General features: G+C 64.7%; 16 protein-coding genes. 7 read left to right on the top strand and 9 right to left on the bottom strand.

The window, feature by feature from the left end:
• Positions 1-77: 77 nt before the first annotated feature.
• Positions 78-737 carry an epoxyqueuosine reductase QueH gene (locus tag ACWPW0_RS14700; protein ID WP_454255684.1) on the top strand — a complete coding sequence of 220 codons (660 nt, stop codon included), beginning with the start codon at positions 78-80 and terminating at the stop codon, positions 735-737.
• On the opposite strand, the gene ACWPW0_RS14695 is transcribed toward ACWPW0_RS14700, so the two are convergent.
• From ACWPW0_RS14695 to ACWPW0_RS14660, 8 genes are all read right to left on the bottom strand, one after another.
• Complete coding sequence (locus ACWPW0_RS14695) at positions 713-3787, bottom strand: efflux RND transporter permease subunit (protein WP_454255683.1); 3075 nt, start codon at positions 3785-3787, stop codon at positions 713-715. The genes ACWPW0_RS14700 and ACWPW0_RS14695 overlap by 25 nt on opposite strands.
• A complete protein-coding gene (locus ACWPW0_RS14690) occupies positions 3784-4890 on the bottom strand; it encodes an efflux RND transporter periplasmic adaptor subunit (protein ID WP_454255682.1) in 1107 nt (368 codons plus the stop codon). Before ACWPW0_RS14690 ends, ACWPW0_RS14695 begins: the two co-directional genes overlap by 4 nt.
• Positions 4887-5984 (bottom strand): efflux RND transporter periplasmic adaptor subunit, encoded by a 1098-nt coding sequence (locus tag ACWPW0_RS14685; RefSeq protein WP_454255681.1) that lies wholly within the window; start codon positions 5982-5984, stop codon positions 4887-4889. The genes ACWPW0_RS14690 and ACWPW0_RS14685 overlap by 4 nt, the downstream gene beginning before the upstream one ends.
• A gap of 235 nt (positions 5985-6219) precedes the next feature.
• Entirely contained in the window at positions 6220-6927 is a 708-nt protein-coding gene (locus ACWPW0_RS14680; RefSeq protein ID WP_454255680.1) for a 4'-phosphopantetheinyl transferase family protein, read from the bottom strand.
• Positions 6928-7199: 272 nt separating this feature from the next.
• Positions 7200-7985 carry a dienelactone hydrolase family protein gene (locus tag ACWPW0_RS14675; protein ID WP_454255679.1) on the bottom strand — a complete coding sequence of 262 codons (786 nt, stop codon included), beginning with the start codon at positions 7983-7985 and terminating at the stop codon, positions 7200-7202.
• Between the two features lie 152 nt (positions 7986-8137).
• Positions 8138-8644 (bottom strand): hypothetical protein, encoded by a 507-nt coding sequence (locus ACWPW0_RS14670; protein WP_454255678.1) that lies wholly within the window; start codon positions 8642-8644, stop codon positions 8138-8140.
• 88 nt (positions 8645-8732) lie between these two features.
• Entirely contained in the window at positions 8733-9392 is a 660-nt protein-coding gene (locus ACWPW0_RS14665; protein WP_447592571.1) for a DUF502 domain-containing protein, read from the bottom strand.
• A 113-nt stretch (positions 9393-9505) separates the two neighbouring features.
• On the bottom strand, positions 9506-10504 hold the full coding sequence (locus tag ACWPW0_RS14660) for an AraC family transcriptional regulator (protein WP_454255677.1): 999 nt from the start codon (positions 10502-10504) through the stop codon (positions 9506-9508).
• 343 nt (positions 10505-10847) lie between these two features.
• Here ACWPW0_RS14660 and ACWPW0_RS14655 point away from each other — a divergent pair, with 343 nt between their 5' ends.
• The 6 genes from ACWPW0_RS14655 to ACWPW0_RS14630 all read left to right on the top strand — a co-directional run bounded on the left by ACWPW0_RS14655 (position 10848) and on the right by ACWPW0_RS14630 (position 18176).
• Positions 10848-12143, top strand: a complete 1296-nt coding sequence (locus tag ACWPW0_RS14655) for a dicarboxylate/amino acid:cation symporter (protein WP_447592567.1) — start codon at positions 10848-10850, stop codon at positions 12141-12143.
• 388 nt (positions 12144-12531) lie between these two features.
• Positions 12532-13440 carry a LysR family transcriptional regulator gene (locus tag ACWPW0_RS14650; protein WP_447592554.1) on the top strand — a complete coding sequence of 303 codons (909 nt, stop codon included), beginning with the start codon at positions 12532-12534 and terminating at the stop codon, positions 13438-13440.
• Between the two features lie 244 nt (positions 13441-13684).
• Positions 13685-15223 carry an MFS transporter gene (locus ACWPW0_RS14645; RefSeq protein ID WP_454255676.1) on the top strand — a complete coding sequence of 513 codons (1539 nt, stop codon included), beginning with the start codon at positions 13685-13687 and terminating at the stop codon, positions 15221-15223.
• A 20-nt stretch (positions 15224-15243) separates the two neighbouring features.
• Entirely contained in the window at positions 15244-16302 is a 1059-nt protein-coding gene (locus ACWPW0_RS14640) for an HlyD family secretion protein (protein WP_454255675.1), read from the top strand.
• Positions 16299-17744, top strand: coding sequence for an efflux transporter outer membrane subunit (locus ACWPW0_RS14635; protein ID WP_454255674.1), 1446 nt, complete (start codon positions 16299-16301; stop codon positions 17742-17744). The genes ACWPW0_RS14640 and ACWPW0_RS14635 overlap by 4 nt, the downstream gene beginning before the upstream one ends.
• A gap of 24 nt (positions 17745-17768) precedes the next feature.
• A complete protein-coding gene (locus ACWPW0_RS14630; RefSeq protein ID WP_454255673.1) occupies positions 17769-18176 on the top strand; it encodes a hypothetical protein in 408 nt (135 codons plus the stop codon).
• A gap of 473 nt (positions 18177-18649) precedes the next feature.
• On the opposite strand, the gene ACWPW0_RS14625 is transcribed toward ACWPW0_RS14630, so the two are convergent.
• Positions 18650-20125, bottom strand: a complete 1476-nt coding sequence (locus ACWPW0_RS14625) for a methyl-accepting chemotaxis protein (RefSeq protein WP_454255672.1) — start codon at positions 20123-20125, stop codon at positions 18650-18652.
• Between the last annotated feature and the right edge of the window lie 74 nt (positions 20126-20199).

The following is a 20199-nucleotide window of genomic DNA, read 5'->3' as shown; positions in this document are numbered from 1 at the left end:
TACAGCCAGGTCGGAAAGGCGGAGCGGGGCACGCAGGTGCCGCGCTCCGCTTTTCCACGTTCTACGGGAGCACGTTCATGAGCCAAATCGAACGACCGAAACTGACCCTGCCCGGCGGCGCCGACCGGCTGTTGCTGCATTCCTGCTGCGCACCCTGTTCGGGTGAGGTGATGGAGGCGATCACTGCCTCGGGCATCGATTACACGATCTTCTTCTACAACCCCAACATCCACCCGGCACGTGAATACCTGCTGCGCAAGGACGAGAACATCCGCTTCGCCGAGCAGCATGGCGTGCCCTTCGTCGATGCCGATTACGACACCGACAACTGGTTCGCCCGCGCCAAGGGCATGGAGCACGAACCCGAGCGTGGCGTGCGTTGCACCATGTGCTTCGACATGCGCTTCGAGCGCACGGCGTTGTATGCCCATGAGCATGGCTTCGCGGTCATCTCCAGTTCGCTGGGCATCTCACGCTGGAAGGACATGCAGCAGATCAACGCGAGCGGGGCGCGTTCGGCGGCCAAGTACCCGGGCATCCGCTACTGGGACTACAACTGGCGCAAGGGTGGTGGCGCGGCGCGGATGATCGAGATCAGCAAACGCGAGCGCTTCTACCAGCAGGAATACTGCGGCTGCATTTATTCGCTGCGCGACACCAACCACCACCGCAAGGCCCAGGGCCGCGAGATCATCCGTATCGGCGTGCAGTATTACGGTGACGATGGGGAGGATTGAGCCTCCTGCTCCTCTTCGCGGATGCGGTACCAGGCCACGTACAGCGCCGGCAGGAACAGCAGGGTGAGCAGCGTGGCGCTGAAGATGCCGCCGATCATCGCGTAGGCCATCGGCCCCCAGAACACCTCGCGGGCAATGGGGATCATGCCCAGGCTGGCGGCGGCGGCGGTCAGCAGGATCGGCCGGCGGCGGTGCTGGGTGGCTTCGATCACCGCGAGCCAGGGTGACAGGCCGTCGCGTTCGAAGGCATCGATCTGCGTCACCAGAATCACCGAGTTGCGGATGATGATGCCGATCAGCGCCAGCACGCCGAGGATGGCGACGAAGCCCAGCGGCGTGCCGGTGGGCACCAGCGCCAGGACCACGCCGATCAACCCGAGCGGTGCGACGCTGGCCACCAGGAACATCTTCTGCACGCTGTGCAGCTGGATCATCAGGAACAGCGCCATGAGGAACAGCATCAGCGGCAGCACGCCGAGGATCGGTCCCTGTGCCTTGCCGCTTTCCTCCACGGTGCCGCCGGTGGCCACGCTGTAGCCGCGTGGCAGGGCATCGGCGAATTGGCGGATCTCCGGGGCCAGTTGCTTGACCAGGTCGGTGGGCTGCATGTCGCCATTGACCGCCGCCTTGAGGGTAATGGTGGGCTTGCGGTCGCGGCGCCACACCAGCGGTTGTTCCAGCTCGTAGCGCACCGTGGCGAACGCCCGCAGGGGAATGGCCGTGCCGCTGCGATTGGCGATCTGCAGGTTCTCCAGGGTTTCCGGTGAGCCGCGCTCGCTGTCCTCGGCGCGGCCGATCACGTCGATCAGGTAGATGTCATCCTTGATCTGGGTGACCGGTGCGCCACTGACCACGCTGTTCAGCACGTTGGCCACGTCCTCGGAGGACAGGCCCAGCTGGCGTGCCTTGTCTTGCGCGACCTCGATGCGCAGCACCTTGCCCGGCTCGTTCCAGTCGTAGACGGTCTCGCCGATGGCCGGGTTGCGGTCGAGCAGGGTGGCCAGTGCCAGGGCGTGCTTGCGCACCTGGTCGACGTCGGGACCACTGACGCGGTACTGGATCGGTCGTCCGACCGGTGGGCCCATCTCCAGTGGCTGGACGAAGCTGCCGACACCGACGAAGTCCTCGCGCAGGCGCTCGCGCAACGTGCCGATCAATCGCCCGCGTGCCTCGACATCGGTGCTGACGATCACCAGTTGCGCGTAGAAGGGGTTCTGCAGCTGCTGGTCCAGGGGAAGGTAGAAGCGCACGGCGCCCTGGCCGATGTAGGTGCTCCAGCGGGCGATGTCGGGATCGTCCTTGAGCGTGGCTTCCAGGCGATCGACCTGGCGGCGCGTCTCGCCGATCGAGGCGTTCTGCGGCAGGGTCAGGTCGACGAGGATTTCCGGGCGGTCGGAGGAGGGGAAGAACTGGTTCTGCACCAGGCCCATGCCCAGCACCGAGGCGATGAACAGGGCGACGGTCAGGCCGATGGTCCACCAGCGGTGGCGCATGGCGAGCAGCAAGCCGCTGTTGAACGCCCGGGCAATACGGCCGGGGCCTTCGCTCTTGCGTTTGAGCGTGCGCGGCAGGATGTGCACGGCGATCACCGGGGCGAACACCACGGCCACCAGCCACGACAGCAGCAGGGCCACGGCGATCACCGCGAACAGGGTGAAGGTGTATTCCCCGGCGGAACTGGCGTTGAGGCCGATGGGCACGAAGCCGGCCACGGTGACCAGGGTGCCGGTGAGCATGGGAAAGGCGGTCGAGGTGTAGGCGAAGGTGCCCGCGTCGTGCAGCGAGTCGCCTTCCTCCAGGCGGGTGACCATCATTTCCACGGTGATCATGGCGTCGTCCACCAGCAGGCCGAGGGCGATGATCAGGGCGCCGAGGGAAATACGCTGCATGGTGATGCCGCTGTATTCCATGAACATGAAGACCATCGCCAGCACCAGCGGAATGGAGCAGGCGACCACCAGCCCGGCACGAATGCCCAGGCTGACGAAGCTGACCAGCAACACGATGACCACGGCTTCGAACAGGGCACGGGTAAAACCGCTGACGGCTTCATTGACCACGTCGGCCTGGTCGGAGACGCGGTGCACACCGACCCCCACGGGCAGTTCGCCAGTGAGCTCGTCCATCTTCGCGTGCAGGGCCTTGCCGAACGTCTGGATATTGCCGCCGTCGCGCATGGCGATGGCCAGGCCAATGGCCGACTCGCCGTTGAAGCGGAACAGCACTTGCGGCGGGTCGACCACGCCCCGGCTGATGTCGGCGATATCGGCCAGGCGATAGAAGCGGTCGTCGAAGCGCAGGTTGACGTTGCGCAGGTCATCCTCGGAGGTGAACTGGCCGCTGGTGCGCACCGAGATGCGCTCCGGCCCGGCCTCGATCACGCCCGAGGGCGTCACCGCGTTCTGTGCCTGCAGGCTCTGCACTACCTGGGCCTGGTCGATGCCCAGGGCGGCCAGCTTGCGCGTGGAGAAGCTGAGGTAGAACACCTCCTGCTGCTCGCCGACCATCTGCACCTTGCCCAGGTCGGGGACGCTGCGGATCTCGGCGCGTACCTGCTCCACGTAATCGCGCAACTGACGCTGGCTGAGGCCGTCGCCGGTGAAGGCGTAGATGGAGCCGAACACATCGCCGAACTCGTCGTTGAAGGCCGGGCCCTGGATGCCCTGGGGAAACTGCCCACGAATGTCGTCGATCTTCTTGCGCACCTGGTACCAGATTTCCGGGATGTCGGCGGCCTTGGTGGTGTCGCGCAGGAACACCAGGATGGTCGACTCGCCAGGGCGGGTGTAGCTCTTCACGTAGTCCAGCGAGTCCAGTTCTTCCAGTTTCTTCTCGATGCGGTCGGTGACCTGCAACAGGGTTTCATCCACCGTGGCGCCTGGCCAGCGGGTCTGGATGACCATGGTCTTGATGGTGAAGGACGGGTCTTCCTCGCGGCCCAGGTTGAAGTAGGAAATGACCCCCATGAGCAACGAAACGAACATCAGGAACCAGACGAACGACTGATGGCGCAGGGCCCAGTCCGAGAGGTTGAAACCGCTGGACGTCATGGCGGGCTGTCCTCGTTCCGTGTGTTGGGCTCGAACCTGACGGCCTGCCCGGCTTGCAATTCGTTTACGCCAGCACTGACGACCTTGTCACCGGGTGCCAGGTCGCCGGTCACCTCGACGCGTTCGGCCTGGCGTTCCACGACCTGCACCGTGCGTGGGGCAACGCTGCGCTGTTGTGGGTCGATGACCCAGACCTGATCGCGGCCATCGACATGCTGCACGGCGCTGGCGGGCAAGGGGATATGTGCGTCGACCGCGCGGCTCAGGGTAATGCTGACCGCGCTGCCCAGGCGCAGCTCGGGCGGTGTGTGCTCCAGGCTCAGGCGAACGCGACGGGTGCGGGTGGCGGCATCCGCTTTGGGTTCCAGCTCCCGCAGGGTGCCGAGGGTGCGCACGTCGGGGCTGAGTTGGGCGGCCACATCGAAGCGTATCGGCGCACCCTGGCCGGCTTGCATGTGTTCGACCTGCTCGGCGAGAGGCGCGGGCAGATCGAAGACGGCCTCCCTGACATCGGGCCTGGCCAGGGTCACCACATCCTGGCCAGCACTCACCACCTGGCCGGCTTCCACATGCCAGGCGGTGACCACACCGACGAAATCGCTGCGCAGGGTGCCATAGTCCACCCGGTCCTCGGCCTGGCGTGCGGCGGCGGCTGCCTGGTCGCGGGCACTGCGGGCGTCGCTCAGCTCGGCCTGGGCCTGTTCCAGCTGCGCCTTGGCGCCGACGCCCTGGTCGAACAGTTCGCGCTGGCGCTGTGCGTTAGCCTGGGCGTTGATCCACTGAGCCTCGCTACGCGCCAGGTCACCCTTGCTGGCGCGCAGGGCGTTCTCCTGGTCGGTCGGGTCGAGCGCGGCCAGCGCGGTGCCTTTGTCGACCTGGGTGCCGACATCCACCAGACGCTGGGCGATGCGACCGCCGACTCGGAAGCCCAGGGTGGTTTCATAGCGTGCCTGGATCAGCCCGGCGAAGCGCCCGAGTGGCTGCTCGCTTTGCGGCTGGACTTCGACATACAGCACCGGTCGCACGGGCGGTTGGGGCGTTTCCTTGTCGCAGCCGAGAAGCGTCAGGCCGAGCAGTAGAGCGGCCAGCGGATAGCGGCTCATGGGCTGGCTTCCTGCTTGGGTTCGTTGGCGATTTCCACCTGCTGTTGGGGGTGCAGGAGCTGCCCACCGGCCACGACCACGCGATCACCGGCGTTAAGGCCGCCCTGGATGATGACCTTGTCAGTCAGGTAGCGGCCAATCTGTACGGGTTGCAGGTCGACCACATCGTCCTTGTCGAGGCGCCAGACGGCGGGCTGGTGCTGCGCCTTGGTCAGGGCTGACCAGGGCAGCTCGATACTGTTGGCGGCCTGTGTGCTCACACTGGCGCTGACCGTGGCGCCGAGCCCCATTGCCGCAGGCGGGTTCTGCAGCGCGACCTTGACCTGCACCGTGCCGCTCTGGGCTGATACCGCGGGCGTTACTTCACGCACGCGGCCCTGGGTACGGACCTGGGGATCGTCGAGCAGGAACACCTCGATGGCCTGCCCGGAAGGGGCGGCCAGCAGGGCTTCGTAGACATTGAAGACGGCGTCCCGCTCGCCGTCGCGGGCCAGGCTGAAGATGGGGGCCGTGGCCTGGACTACCTGGCCGACCTCGGCATGCCGCGCGGTGATCACCCCATCGGCTTCGGCGCGCAGTTCGGTGTAACCAAGCTGTTCGCGGGCATCGGCCAACTGGGCCTTGGCGGCATCCAGGGCGTTTTTTGCGCTGCGCTGGTTGGCCAGGGCGGCGTCGTATTCGCTCTGGCTGGTGTAGCCCTTGGGCAGTAGTTGCTGCTGACGCCAGAGGTTGTTGCCCGCCAGCTTGTACTGGACCTCGGTGGCCTGGGCAGCGGCTTGGGCAGCCTGCAGGTTGTTCTGCAGGTCCTGCGGATCAAGCCGGGCCAGCACCTGGTTGGCGGTGATCTGCTCACCCACTTCGACCCGTCGCTCGATGATCTTGCCGCTGACCCGAAAGGACAGCTCGGTCTGTACCTGAGCCTGGATATCCCCGGTGATGGTTGCCGTGGCGGCGTAGTCGCCGGTGGTCACCGTCATCACCTTCACTCGCGGTAGCGGCGCGGATGCGGGTGGCTCGCTGCAGCCCCACAGTACAGCCAGCGTCAGCAGGCTGATGCAGCGGTGCAGGCAAGTGATCGAGCGAGCGACAGGCATGCAGGTTCCCTATGCAATGAGCCACGGTTAAACCCTGTGTGTTCATGCGACTGCTGGCGTTATGCAGGGGTTCCCATGGTTTTTTGCGTGTAGCGCTGCTGCTCGGGATAGGTGCATCAAGGCGGCACCTGGGGTGTGTAGCGTGCGCTGGCTGCACACCATGCGCACCAGCTTTTCGCCTGCGAGGCCAACGCCGGCAAGTCTCGCGTGGCAGTCATGCAGCCCAACGCGGTGTTCAGGCCGCAATGGCGATCAGGCTGAGCAGGTGCTGGTCGAGGTCGGTGTATTGGCCGTCCAGTTCGCATCCGCTGTGCCAACCCTGGCCCAGGTCGATCAGCAAGCGCAGGCGGGCGCGCCCATCGCCGGCCTGCAGCAATTCGGCATCGTGGAAGTAGAAGCGCTGGCGCACCAGCGGATAGAGCGCCTTGAACAGGCTTTCCTTGAGCGAGAACGTCAGGGTGACCCGTTGGGCGAACGCCTCCGGGTCCAGGCCCGCGCTGCACTGCAGCTCCGCTGTAGTGAGAATTTCGCCAGCCAGTTTGGCGGCGCGTTCGACCTTCAGGCGTTTCTCCAGGTCCAGCCCTAGCCCGGCCCACTGGCTGCTGTGCCCCACCAGCGCGGCGGCAAACCCCGCGCCATGGCTGATAGAACCGCACACGCCGGCCGGCCACAGCGGGACGCCATCCTCATCGCGGCCGGGTATCTGTGGCGCATGGGTCAGCAGGTGCAGAGCCTGCCGGGCGCACAGGCGTCCGGCCAGGTATTCGCTTTGTCGCTTACTGACACCAGGCACGGGCGGGACGGCACAGCGCGCGCAATCATCGGCCTGCAGGCGCGTCGCATCGAACTGGGCGAGTACCAGCTGAGCGCCGGGCAGATGCAGCGGTGCGGGCCAGTGAGAGGGCAGCAGGGTGCAGAAATCAGGATGGAAGAGGGCGCTCATGGCGGCATTCTGCCCGGCGCGGCGAATCAGGGCCAGTTGCGCGGCGGTTTACATTTCGTTGCACGCCGATAACGAAGCGCTACAAAGCAAACGCTCGTTTTTTGCCAGACTGCGCCCAGCGTTCCTGGAACGCTGGTGAGGTTTCAGTCTGGTCAGGTGCGGGTCACCGCCAGGCTTTACTCTACTGATCGAGTACGGGAGTCCTTTGGGACTCCCGTTTTTTTTGCCGATGCGGTGTGCGTTTGATGGCCTACACCGATGCGTTCACCCGGTTACTTGACGAAAACTTCCTTGAACAGCGCCTGCATGTCGGACCAGGAGCGCTCGTCGGCTTCCTTCTGGTAACCGATATCGAGGCCATGGCCGGCATGGGCATCGGCGTCCGGGTTGCTGAAGCCGTGCTTGGCACCGGGCAGGGCGACGAAGCGGTAATCGGCACCGGCTTCGTCCATCTCGGTCTTGAAGGCGGCAATCTGCTCGGCAGTGATCATGCTGTCGGCATCGCCATGCTCGACCAGAATGCGCGCCTTGACGCTGCCTGGCGTGGCCGGTGTGGTGGTGACCAGAGCGCCGTGGAAACTTACCACGGCGGCCAGTGGCGAGCCTTGACGTGCCATGTCCAGAACGACCTTGCCACCGAAGCAGTAGCCAATCGCGGCCAGGCGTCGGTCATCGGTCTGCGGTTGAGCCTTTAGCAGCTGCAGGCCTGCGTCGAAGCGTGCCTTGGCTGCTTCAGGATCGGCCAGGGCGGCTTTCATGAAGGCCATGGCGTCTTCCGGGTGTTCGGCGGTTTTGCCTTCGCCATACATGTCAATGGCCAGGGCGCTGTAGCCGAGCGCGGCAAGCTCACGCGCACGATGCTTGGCATAGTCGTTCAGGCCCCACCATTCATGCACAACGAGCACCCCGGGACGTTCGCCTTCGATGGCGTCATCCCATGCGTGGTAGCCGACCAGTTTGCTGCCGTCGGCAGCGGTGTAGGGAATTTCCCGGGTCTGGATATCGGCATGGGCCAGGGCGCTGGCGCACAGCAGCAGGCCGAGCAGGGTTTTGCGCATAAGTCTATCTCCATCTGGCAAGCGAAGCGGCAGTCTGGCGTAGCTGGCCGGCCAAGGAAAGACGCGAGGGCCTTGGCCGCTTCGCCGATGACGGAACAGTGTGTCCCGAAACGGGCACGAGCGCTTGTCGATTACCGGCCTGCCAGGGCATCTCAGGCCTTGGCGTATTTGACCCTTAGCATGTAGACGAACACACCGCTGCACAGCCCGAACAGCCCTATGAGCGCCACGCCGATCAGGGCTTTTCCGGTGATCAGCAGAAGGACGCCCCCCAGACTCATCAGCAGCGAAACCACCAGCAGTGCCCAGAGGGTCGGTTTGTTATGGCTGGCGGCCGAATTGCTGTAGCCCTCTTTGAGGGTGAGTTTTTCTTCGGTCACCGGGCAGTTGCGCAACAGGCTGCGGGTGGTCAGCAGGAACCAGGCAAGCAGGCCGATGGCGGCGGGCAGTAGCAGCCACCACAAGCGCAGTACGCTGAGGGCGATGATCACCGGCAGGGTGACCATGTAGTAGCGCTTGATGAAGGTGCGCAGGGTTGCATGGGTTTCTGCGTCGGGCAGGACGCGGCCCTTGCCGAGGACACCCCAGGGGTAGAACACCGAATTGCCGTTGCTGTCCTGTTTGAAACTGGCGTCTGCCAGGCCGTCGAAATAGCCCACGAGGGTGCTCCTGCTGGTTGCGTGAAAGGCCCTTTATGCCAGACGCAGGCGCCTGCTGCCGGGCGTTGTGCGCATTTTCAGCAGGTGATCAGTCGACGACCTTGGGTACCACCGCGCCAGGCTTGGGCGCCGTGATGCCCATCGACACGTAAATGCTGGTGAAAGTGTCCATGCCCATCTCTGCCGACTTGATCCACTCCACCGGCACATAGAGCAGGCCGCCACCCACCGGAATCGGTGCCGTGGGGACGAGGATCGCGTGGTAGGCGCGGCCGTCGATTTCAATGGGCTGCGGGTTGGGCAGCAGTGCCAGCACAGCAGTGCCGTCGCCACCGAAGAAGCACCACACCGGGCTCATCGCGGCGAGGTCGGTGTCCTGCTTCTTGTCCAGCAGGCCGACGAAACGGTCAGCCAGGCCGTAGAGGTTGCCGAACAGAGGAATGCGCCGCAGGGTCATATCGAGCAGGCGACTCAATGGTCCCTTGAGGCCCATTTGCACGGCCAGGCCAAGTGGGTAGAGAGCCGCAAGCAGCAGCAGGGTACCGATCAGCCAGGCCAGCATGGGGCTGCTGACGAAGGGTTGACCCAGTTCGGTGAACAACTTGCCGGCCGTGCTGGTGGGGCCGAACAGGCGGTTGAGCATGCTGACCAGCCAGCCGACCAGGGCTAGGCTCAGCGCCAGGGGCAACAGAACCAGCAGGCCCGCGAGCCAGGTGCCGAGAAGTGATTGAAAGCTGCGCTTGAACATGGGGGTGAATCCGTCCTGCTAGAGTCTGTTGACGTGTTGCCGCACATAGCATTGCAGCATTGTATGCGGGCAGATACTGCGTGCTCGTGAGCAAACGTTAACAGACGCGGGCATCAGCTTTCCTGTGCGCGATAGGCGCCAGGTGTCAGCCCGGTCCATTTCTTGAACGCGCGATGAAAGGCCGAGGGTTCGGAGAAGCCGAGCTGTTCGGCCAGGACCTGGGTGGAGAGCTCGTCACGCCCGAGGTGATAGATAGCCAGGTCGCGGCGCAGGTGGTCCTTGAGTTCCTGGAAGCTGGTGCCTTCCTCGCGCAAGTGGCGGCGTAATGTTTGCGGGCTGATGTGCAGGTGCTGGGCGAGTTGTTCCAGGTCCGGCCAGTGGGCGCAATCGCGACCAAGCAGGCGGCGGATACGACTGGTCAGGCTGTCGCCGCCGTCCGGGCGCGCCAGCAGATCGGCAGGCGAGTGCTGGAGAAACTGTTTGAGTGTGCGCTCGTCCTGTAGCAAGGGCATGCGCAGGTAGCGCGAATGGAACAGCAGGCTGGTGGTGGTTGCCTCGAAATGTCGCGGGCAAGGGAAGAGCAGGTCGTACTCGCCGATATGTGCGGGCTCGGCGTAGCTGAAGGTGGCTTCCTCGAGGCGGATGCGCTGGCCGATCAGCCAACTGCCGAGACGATGCCAGATCACCAACAGGCTTTCGGTAAGGAAATGATCCGGGTCCCACAGCTGACTGCTTTCGATGCTCAGGCGTGCCCACTCGCCCTCCTGGTGCAGGCGCACACCGGGTGCATCGGGGAACAGGTCGTAGAACAGCATGCCGCGTACCAAGGCTTTTTCCAGGGTGCGGCAGTGAATGATGGCGTGGCACATCATGGCGAAGGTGCCGGGTTTGCTGCGGCGTTTGCCGAAGCCCATGTATTCGTCGCCGAGCAGCAGCCACAGGCCTTGCAGCAAACGGGTGAACTGCTCCGGAGCCAGGCGCGCGCGCGGTTCGTCGAGCAGGGCCGGCTGGATGCCCAGTTCGCGCAGCAGGGCGCTGTAATCCTGGCCGCGTCGCTCGGCACCGCGCAGGGCGGCGCGGACGAAATGGCTGGCGATGGTGCGTTCGCGCATGGATGGGCTCATCAGAAAGTCAGGCCGGATGGTAGGCCGGGTATTTGCCCAGGGACAAGCCGACTTATGCACTGAAACTGGCTCGGCGGGCTGGGGGATACCCGCCACACGCATGGCGGATATCCGCCAAAAGAGTCCCTTAAAATGCTTGAGTGTTTTATTTAAGTTACTGTTTTTAAAGTATTTATTATCATTTTTTGATCATGGCACAGGCTTTGCGATAGGCGCTGCAACCCCCAGTCGGGGCACACAACAAATCCCTCCAGTGCAGGAGGGTTAGCGCTAAACGCGTCTGCACGGCCATGACGAGATGACAGGCCGGTGCAGCGAGTGAGGAATCGCCATGACCCGTACTCCCTTTTACAAGAGCCTATATGTCCAGGTGCTGGTGGCCATTGCCATCGGTATTGCCATCGGACACTTCTACCCTGATACCGGCGTGGTGCTGAAACCACTGGGTGACGGGTTCGTAAAACTGATCAAGATGGTCATCGCCCCCATCATCTTCTGTACCGTCGTCAGCGGCATCGCCGGCATGCAGGACATGAAAGCCGTCGGCAAGACGGGTGGCTATGCGCTGCTGTATTTCGAAATCGTCTCCACCATCGCCCTGATCATCGGTCTGGTCGTGGTCAACGTGGCTCAGCCGGGCGTTGGCATGCATGTCGACCCGGCTACCCTGGATGCCAGCAAGATCGCTGCCTATGCCCAGGCGGGTGAGCAGCAGAGCACCGTGGGCTTCCTGCTCAATGTGATTCCGTCCACCGTGGTCGGCGCATTCGCCAACGGCGACATCCTGCAAGTGCTGTTCTTCTCGGTGATCTTCGCCTTCGCCCTGCAACGCATGGGTGAGTTCGGCCGTCCGGTGCTCGAGTTCATCGACCGCATCGCTCACGTGATGTTCGGCATCATCAACATGATCATGAAGCTGGCGCCTGTTGGGGCATTCGGTGCCATGGCCTTCACCATCGGCCAGTATGGCGTCGGCTCGCTGGTGCAGCTCGGCCAGTTGATGCTGTGCTTCTACATCACCTGCGTGGCGTTCGTGCTGATCGTGCTCGGCGGTATCGCTCGCGCCCACGGTTTCAGCATCCTGCGTTTCATCCGCTACATCCGTGAAGAGCTGATGATCGTGCTCGGCACCTCGTCATCCGAGTCGGCCCTGCCACGCATGCTGGCGAAGATGGAGAAGCTGGGCGCGAACAAGTCGGTAGTCGGTCTTGTGATCCCGACCGGTTACTCGTTCAACCTCGACGGCACTTCCATCTACCTGACCATGGCGGCGGTGTTCATCGCCCAGGCCACTGATACGCCGATGGACATCACCCACCAGATCACCCTGCTGCTGGTGCTGCTGGTTGCCTCCAAAGGCGCTGCTGGTGTGACCGGTAGTGGTTTCATCGTGCTGGCGGCCACGCTGTCCGCAGTCGGTCACCTGCCGGTTGCCGGCCTGGCGCTGATCCTGGGTATCGACCGCTTCATGTCCGAAGCACGCGCGCTGACCAACCTGATTGGTAACGGCGTGGCCACCATCGTGGTTGCCAAGTGGTGCAAACAGCTGGACGAAACCACCCTGCAGCAAGAGCTGGCCAGCGGTGGTACCCCTCTGCAAATGGACGCCGAGCAGAAGCTCGCCTGAGTCGATTGCATACCGCCCTGGTGACAGGGCGGGCTTCTCGAGACCCGCCCTTGTGGCGGGTTTTTTATGGGTGTCACAACAGCGATGACGACTACGGCTTGATCAGCGTCCACCGTATCGGATATGGCCGGCAGGCGGGCATCCATTTCCGCGTCGAGCTGGGTTACCAGTGCCGCCAGCAACCCCGTCTCGTCGCCGGCATTCGGCATTGCGCTCTGTGCCGGGGCGTTGGTTGCTTTGGTGGCGGTGTGGGGCTATCGACGGCTGCGCCGGAGTACGGGAAGGGCGCCTGAACTTGCGTGATAGGCGCAGGCTCCGTTCGACGCCGACGGCTGCTGCTTATACAGTTGCGCCAAACGCACGTATCTGGACGTAGGAGCTGTGCTGCATGCAATTACCGGATCTCAACCTGCTGGTCGCGCTGGATATCCTGCTGGATGAGGGCAGCGTGGTGGGCGCAGCGCGGCGCATGCACCTGAGCCCGCCGGCCATGAGCCGCACGCTGACGCGCATTCGCGAGGCCGTGGGCGATCCGATCCTGGTGCGCGCCGGGCGCGGCCTGGTGCCGACGCCCAAGGCCCTCGAATTGCGCGATCAGGTGCGCTCGCTGGTGGAACAGGCCTCGGGGGTGTTCCGCTCCAGCGAGACGGACCTGTCCCAGCTGTCCCGTCATTTCAATGTGCGCAGCAGCGACCTGTTCATGGTCTGTTACGGCGGCCAGCTGTTCGAGCGCATGCACCAACAGGCGCCCAATTGCGTGCTGCGTTTCGTGCCGGAGATCGATGGTGACGACGAGGCGTTGCGCGAAGGGCGGGTCGACCTGGTGATTGGTGCGTCCAGCCAGCAGACATCGGAGATCAAATCCCAGGGGTTGTTCAACAGTCGCTTTCTGGCGCTGGCGCGCGAAGGGCACCCGATTTTCGATGCCGAGATCACCGCGCAGCGGTTCGCTCACTACGACCAGATCAGCGTGTCGCGCCGTGGCCTGGCCCATGGGCCGATCGACCGCCTGCTGGCGGATCAAGGGCTGGCCCGGCGTGTGGTGATGATTTCTCCCAGCTTCTTCTCGGCGGTGCTGGCGCTGATGGAGTCCGACCTGATCCTGCCGATGCCGGAACAGGTGGCGTGGATCTGCCAGCGCCTGGGCTTGCCCCTGCGTACGTTCACCATTCCCCTGGCGCTGGAGACCGTGCTCGTGCGGCAATCCTGGCACCCGCGCTTCGACAACGACGCCGGCCACCGCTGGCTGCGTGGCCTGATCAAGCAGGGATGCCTGGAGGGGCCGAGAATTCACTGAGCTCGCCCGGTAATAGTCTCTATCGTGGCAAAAGCATCGCCGATTCAGGTGGTGGAAACAGGCCCGGAATCGGCGCTTCAGTGCGAAGGTTGAGCGCATTTTGATCAGTGCGTGTAACGCAATCCTAAATTAAGAATATTGCAATTTTCGGCATGGATGGCGGGCCATAGACTTTGCCCGTCCCCCTCATCCGGAAGTCCCTCATGTTTGCCTCTCTTGTGTGTCTGACTCGGATCGCTCGGTCATGAGCACACTGGTCCAGACTCCCTCTGCAGTTGCTGCTGCACCCTCGGCGAAGCCGGTGGCCACGCCGTTTGGCGGGCGCATCATCGTCGGGCTGATCGGCGTGTTGCTGGCCGTGCTGGTGTCGGGTTTCAACGAGAACGTCACCCGTATTGCCCTGGCCGATATCCGGGGTGCCATGGGCATCGGCCATGACGAAGGCAGTTGGCTGATTGCCCTGTATGCCGCGCCATCGGTATGCGCCATGGCGTTCGCGCCCTGGTTCTCGGTGACCTTTTCCCTGCGCCGTTTCACCCTGTGCGCCATTGGCGCCTTCATGCTGCTCGGCCTGCTCAGCCCGTTGGCGCCGAACCTTCATGTGCTGATGCTGCTGCGTGCCCTGCAGGGGCTGGCGGGCGGAGCCCTGCCACCGATGCTGATGACCGTGGCACTGCGTTTTCTGCCTGCCAACATCAAGGTCTACGGCCTGGCCAGTTATGCACTGACCGCCACCTTCGGGCCGAGCCTGGGCACGCCCCTGGCGGCTTTCTGGGTGGAGTACGTCGGCTGGCAGTGGGCCTTCTGGCAGATCATCCCCACCAGCCTACTGGCCATGGCGGCCGTGGCCTGGGGCCTGCCGCAGGACCCCTTGCGCCTGGAGCGCTTCGCCCAGTTCGACTGGCGCGGCCTGCTGCTCGGCTTCCCGGCGATCAGCATGCTGGTGGTGGGGCTGATCCAGGGCGAGCGACTGGACTGGTTCGAGTCGACGCTGATTACCACGCTGTTCCTCGGCGGCGGTCTGCTGCTGGTGCTGCTTTTCATCAACGAGTGGTTCCATCCGCTGCCGTTCTTCAAGTTGCAGATGCTCGGGCTGCGCAACCTCAGCTTCGCCCTGTTCGCGCTGGGCGTGGTGCTGTTCGTGCTGCTGGCATCGAGCATGATCCCCACCAGCTACCTGGCGCAGGTGAAGGGTTATCGCCCATTGCAGAGCGCGCCATTGATGCTCTGGGTGGCGTTGCCGCAACTGCTCGCGCTGCCGCTGGTGGCGGCGCTGTGCAACCTGCGCTGGGTTGATTGCCGCTGGGTGCTGGCGATTGGCATGGGCATGCTGGTGCTGTCCTGCGGGATCGGTTCGCACCTGACGTCCGCCTGGATTCGTGACGATTTCTTCGTCATGCAGATGCTCCAGGTATTCGCCCAGCCCATGGCGGTGCTGCCGTTGCTGATGCTCTCCACCGGCAGCATCGCCCCGCCGGAAGGGCCGTTCGCGTCGGCCTGGTTCAACTCGATCAAGGGCTTCGCCGCCGTGCTGGCCGGTGGCGTGCTGGATGCGCTGACCACCGCGCGCCTGCATTTCCACTCGAGCATGCTGGTCGACCGCCTGGGCAACAACCCGCTGGCGCTCGACGGCCAGGGCGCCGGCCTTGCCCAGCGTCTGCATCAGCAGGCCGTGGTGCTGACCTCGGCCGATCTCTACCTGTATGTCGCGGTGATTGCCGCCGCGCTGATTCTCATCATTCCCTTCGTGCCGACGCGCATCTATCCACCGCGCGCGGCCTGACCTCACTGGAACCCTGCATCATGAGCACATTCAACAAACCCACTGTTCTGATCGGCCTGACATTGCTGGCCGGTATCGTTGTCGCAGGTGGCTGGTACGGGCTGGCCGAGCATGCCGAGCAGCGCACCAACGATGCCTTCATCAGCGCCGATTTCACCCTGGTTGCGCCCAAGGTCTCCGGCTTCGTCGAGGAGGTGCTGGTGCAGGACAACCAGCGGGTCGAGGCCGGGCAGTTGCTGGCGCGCATCGACGACCGTGATTACCGCGCGGCCCTGGCGGTCGCCGTTGCCGGCGTGGCCAGCGCCCAGGCGCAACTGGCCAACACCCGGGCCACACTGGAACGCCAGGCGGCGGTGATCGAACAGGCCGAAGCGACCGTGCAGGCCGATACGGCCGATGTGCTGTTCGCCCAGCACGAGCTGGAGCGCTACCGGCACCTGGCCGGGCAGGGCGCCGGCACCTTGCAGAACCAGCAGCAGGCGCAGGCGCGCTTCGACACCCGGCGTGCCCGGCAGACGCAGAACCGGGCGGCCCTGGTGGCCACGCGCAAACAGACCGAAGTGCTGACCGCGCAACGCGATGCAGCACGCGCTGCCGTGCAGCGTGCCGAGGCCGAGCAACAGCGTGCCGAGCTGGACCTTTCCCACACCCGCTTGCAGGCGCCAGTGGCGGGGATGGTCGGGCGCCGCGCGGTACGCGTCGGGGCCTTCGTCAATCCGGGTGATGTGCTGCTGGCGGTGGTGCCGCTGGAACAGGCATTCGTGGTCGCCAACTTTCAGGAAACCCAACTGACCCACGTGCGTCCCGGGCAGGTCGCCGAGATCGAAGTGGATGCCCTGCCGGGCGAGCGCCTGCGTGGGCATGTCGAGAGCATCGCCCCGGCGACCGGGGTGACCTTCGCCGCCATTGCGCCGGACAACGCCACTGGCAACTTCACCAAGGTGGTGCAGCGCATTCCGGTGAAGATCGTGCTCGATGCGGACCAGCCGCTGGTGGGCCACCTGCGGGTCGGCATGTCGGTGGATGCACGCATCGATACCCACAGCAAGGCCGCGGCTGAATTGCAGGTGATGAAATGAAACGTCATCTGCTTGCCTGTAGCGTGAGCCTGGTTGGCGCCTTCGGCTTGACCGCCTGCGGCGTGGGGCCGGACTTTGGCAAACCCCAGAGCGATCTTGGCGCGCAGTGGTCTGCGCCAGCCGCGAGCGAGGCGGTGCGCAGCCGCACCGTCAGCACGGCCATGGAGGCGCGTTGGTGGGACAGTTTCGCCGACCCCGTCCTGTCGTCGCTGATCCAGCGTGCCGCCAGCGGCAACCTCGATCTGCGGGTTGCGGCCAGTCGCCTGGAGCAAAGCCGCGCGGCCCGGCGCAGTATCGCTGCCGAGCGTCTGCCGAGTGTCAATGCCGGCGCTGGCTACAGCCGCACGCGCAACAGCCAGGATGGCCTCAGCGACCCGTCCGGTCGGGCGGGCAAAGAGGCCTACAGCCTGTGGCAGGGCGGTTTCGACACGGGCTGGGAGCTGGACCTGTGGGGCCGTGTGCGCCGTGAAGTGGAGGCCGCCGATGCGCTGGTGCAGGGCGCCGAGGAGCAGCGCCACGGGGTGTTGCTCGCCGTGCTGGCGGAAACCGCCAGCGACTACATCCAACTGCGCGGTGCGCAGAGCGAACTGGCGATTACCCGGCAGAACCTCGATATCGCCCTGCGCACCCTGGAGCTGAACCGCACCCGCCTGGGCGATGGCGTCGCCACCCAGCTCGAAGTGGCCGAAGCGGCGGCGCAGGTCGCCGCCATCGAGGCCCGCGTGCCACCGCTGCAGCAGCGTGAGGCGCAGTTGATCAACGCCCTGAGCCTGCTGCTGGCCCGGCCGCCCCAGGCCCTGCACGCGGAGCTGAGCGCCACGGCGGCGATTCCCGCTGGTCCGCGGCACGTACCGGTCGGGCTGCCCAGCGAGCTGGCCGAGCGACGCCCGGATATCCGCCGTGCCGAAGCCGAACTGCATGCGGCCACAGCGAGCATTGGCGTGGCGCAGGGCGATTTCTATCCGCGTATCACCCTCTCCGGTAACGTCGGTTTCCAGGCCCTGCAACTGGCGGACTTCGGCAGTTGGTCGTCGCGCACCTTCGCCTTCGGGCCGGCATTCAGCGTGCCGCTGTTCGACGGCGGGCGATTGCGCGGGACTCTTCAGTTGCGTGAGGCGCAACAGCAGGAGGCTGCGATCACCTATCAGAAAACCGTGCTGGGGGCCTGGCATGAAGTGGACAACGCACTCAGCGCCTACCAGGCCGAGCAGCGCCGCCACGCCAGCCTGGAGCAGGCCGTGAGCCATAGTCGTCTGGCGCTGCACAGCGCTGAGGAACAGTACGCCCAGGGCACGGTGGATTTCCTTAATGTGCTCAGCGTGCAGAACGCGCTACTGGCCAACCAGGCCGCATTGGTCGAGAGCACGGCGGGCGTTTCGCTGGCGCTGGTCGATTTGTACAAGTCACTCGGTGGCGGCTGGCAGGCTGCGCCAGCCGGCTGAGCCTCACCTAATCGGAGCATGAACATGGCACTCAAGACAGACGATTTCACCCTGCACGACGTCGATGATTTTCCGCTGGTGCGCTTTCGCGGTGAGGCGGCCATTCCCGGTTATGCGCCGGTCTGGGCCGATGAACTGGAGGCGCTGCTCGCTCACGGCGAACGCTTCGTCATCCTCTACGGCGCCATGCGCCAGGACGAGTCCCATGAGGACCGCAAGTCGCGGGGGCTCTGGCTCAAGCGGCGCAAGGCGGAGCTGGGGCGTTACTGCGCAGGGTTGGTCAGCGTGGTGGCGGATGCCCAGGCGCGGGAGGCAATGCAGCCGAAACTCGACGGCGCGGTACGGGCATTCGGCGTGGCGCAGGTGCTGGCCGCCGATGCCGAGGAAGCTGAGCGTCTGGCGCTTGGTCTGTTGGCTGAGTCGCGAGTCTGATTAAGCTCTGCGCACGAGGCAGGGTGGACAATGCTGCTTTTGTCCACCAGTGCGCTCACCGAGCGGTGGACGGAAAAAGCGACGTTCACCCTACGAGCTACGCAGGAGAAGGTAGTCGTTCAGGCGGATCGCTTTGAGGCAGTTGCAGACATCGCTACGGTGGGCTGAAGCCCACCCTACAAATTCTGCACCCTGCGTAGGGTGGGCTTTAGCCCACCAACCGGTGCGTCATGAAACGCAAAGACTGAATGTCCGCAACTGCCTCGTTTCGACCACTCATGCCCTTCGTAGGGTGGGACGGGCCGCGTAGGTCGCAGCTCACCGACCTACCTGGCGGGGCACTCCGTGCTGCGGGTACGACGTCTGCACTTATCGAATGGCGCCCCCGCGTGGTGTGTGCCTGAGCTGCGTAGCCCGTTCCACCTACGGGCCTCTACTGAGATATCAATGCCGCCACCCGGCGGCATCGATTATCAGAGCTTCAATTGGCCGATGGCCTTGCTTAGCTCGTTGGCCAGGCCCACCAGTTCGGCGCTGGTGTTGGCCGATTCCAGAGTCTGCTCCACGGTGTGCTCGGTGACATCGCGAATGCCGACGATGGAGCGGGTCATCTCCTCGGCGACTTGGCTCTGTTGCTCGGCGGCGACGGCGATCTGCGTGTTGCTCTCGCGCATCAGTGCCACGGCATGGGCGATGGTGGCCAGCGCTTCGCCGGTAGCGTTGGTTTCCTGCACGCATTGATCGGCCTTGATCGAGCTTTCCTGCATGAACTCGACGGCGTCGCGGGTGCCGGCCTGCAGGGTGCCGATCATGCGGGTGATCTCGTGGGTCGAGTCCTGCACGCGCTTGGCCAGGTTGCGCACCTCGTCGGCGACCACGGCAAAGCCACGGCCCATCTCGCCGGCACGGGCGGCTTCGATGGCGGCGTTGAGGGCCAGCAGGTTGGTCTGTTCGGCGATGCCGTGAATGACGTTGACCATGCCGCTGATGGTCTGGCTGTCCTCGGCCAGGCGGTTGACCATCTCGGTGGTCTGCTGCACGCCAAGGGACAGGCTGGCGATGGCCTGACCGGCACGGCCCACCACTTCACGACCGGCACTGCTCAGGCGGTCGGCTTCGGTGGACTGGTCGCGGGTGTCGGCGGCGTGTTGGGCGATGTGGAATACCGTGGCGGACATCTCGTTGATCGCGGTCGCGGCCTGGTCGGTCTCGCTCTGCTGGCCGAGCATGCCCTGGCGCACATCGTCCATGCTGCTGGCCAGGCGCTTGGCGCCGTCGTCGAGGCGGGCGGCGGCCTGGGCCACGGTGCTGACCACGCGCTGGTAGCCGCTCTGCATGGCATTGAAGGCGCCGGCCATCTGGCCGACTTCGTCCTGGCTGTCACTGAGGGCGCGGGCGGAGAGGTCACCGCTGCGCTCGACGTGCAGCATGATGTCCTTCAGCGCATTGAGGTGGCTGAGGATGAAGCGGATCAGCAACTGCGAAGCGGCCAGCAGAAGCAGCATCAACACCGCCACGGCCATGGCATAGGCGCCGGCACGTTCCTGGAAGACCTGGAACAGGCTCGGTGCATGGGCCAGCACTGCCAGGCGCTGGCCGTCACCGGCATCCTGAACCCAGGCCCCGATCACGCCGTTATCGCCGTTGGGTTGCAACTCGACCCAGCCACGGGCCTGGGCGAGAGGCGAGCTGTCGGCGACACCAGGCACGCTCGGGCGGCTGCCACTGGCGAAATACACCAGGTCGGCCTGGGCCGGTGGCCGGCTACCTTGCGGCCAGGCGGCGATCAGCGCGGCGCGGCCTTCTGTCGCTGCGCGTGCCGCATCGATACGGCCACTGTGCTCCTGGCGTACGGCGAACAGCACCAGCAGCAGGGTGATGACGAAGACCACCAGGTTGACGGCCCAGAACTTGTATTTCAGCGAGAGGTTTTTTATCCAGGTGCCCATACATGACTTCTTCGGGTAGGTGGATGGCATTTGGCCATATCGTGCCGGAACGAGGAAGTGCCGACTTGATCCGC

Source organism: Pseudomonas sp. Marseille-Q8238, assembly GCF_965111915.1.
The sequence above is the reverse complement of the archived record's forward strand: the minus strand, read 5'-3'. Positions and strand labels throughout refer to the sequence as shown.

Coding starts and splice junctions, on each gene's coding strand:
- ACWPW0_RS14700 (WP_454255684.1), top strand. CDS start 78: ATGAGCCAAATCGAACGACCGAAACTGACCCTGCCCGGCGGCGCCGAC.
- ACWPW0_RS14695 (WP_454255683.1), bottom strand. CDS start 3,787: ATGACGTCCAGCGGTTTCAACCTCTCGGACTGGGCCCTGCGCCATCAG.
- ACWPW0_RS14690 (WP_454255682.1), bottom strand. CDS start 4,890: ATGAGCCGCTATCCGCTGGCCGCTCTACTGCTCGGCCTGACGCTTCTC.
- ACWPW0_RS14685 (WP_454255681.1), bottom strand. CDS start 5,984: ATGCCTGTCGCTCGCTCGATCACTTGCCTGCACCGCTGCATCAGCCTG.
- ACWPW0_RS14680 (WP_454255680.1), bottom strand. CDS start 6,927: ATGAGCGCCCTCTTCCATCCTGATTTCTGCACCCTGCTGCCCTCTCAC.
- ACWPW0_RS14675 (WP_454255679.1), bottom strand. CDS start 7,985: ATGCGCAAAACCCTGCTCGGCCTGCTGCTGTGCGCCAGCGCCCTGGCC.
- ACWPW0_RS14665 (WP_447592571.1), bottom strand. CDS start 9,392: ATGTTCAAGCGCAGCTTTCAATCACTTCTCGGCACCTGGCTCGCGGGC.
- ACWPW0_RS14660 (WP_454255677.1), bottom strand. CDS start 10,504: ATGCGCGAACGCACCATCGCCAGCCATTTCGTCCGCGCCGCCCTGCGC.
- ACWPW0_RS14655 (WP_447592567.1), top strand. CDS start 10,848: ATGACCCGTACTCCCTTTTACAAGAGCCTATATGTCCAGGTGCTGGTG.
- ACWPW0_RS14650 (WP_447592554.1), top strand. CDS start 12,532: ATGCAATTACCGGATCTCAACCTGCTGGTCGCGCTGGATATCCTGCTG.
- ACWPW0_RS14645 (WP_454255676.1), top strand. CDS start 13,685: ATGAGCACACTGGTCCAGACTCCCTCTGCAGTTGCTGCTGCACCCTCG.
- ACWPW0_RS14640 (WP_454255675.1), top strand. CDS start 15,244: ATGAGCACATTCAACAAACCCACTGTTCTGATCGGCCTGACATTGCTG.
- ACWPW0_RS14635 (WP_454255674.1), top strand. CDS start 16,299: ATGAAACGTCATCTGCTTGCCTGTAGCGTGAGCCTGGTTGGCGCCTTC.
- ACWPW0_RS14630 (WP_454255673.1), top strand. CDS start 17,769: ATGGCACTCAAGACAGACGATTTCACCCTGCACGACGTCGATGATTTT.
- ACWPW0_RS14625 (WP_454255672.1), bottom strand. CDS start 20,125: ATGGGCACCTGGATAAAAAACCTCTCGCTGAAATACAAGTTCTGGGCC.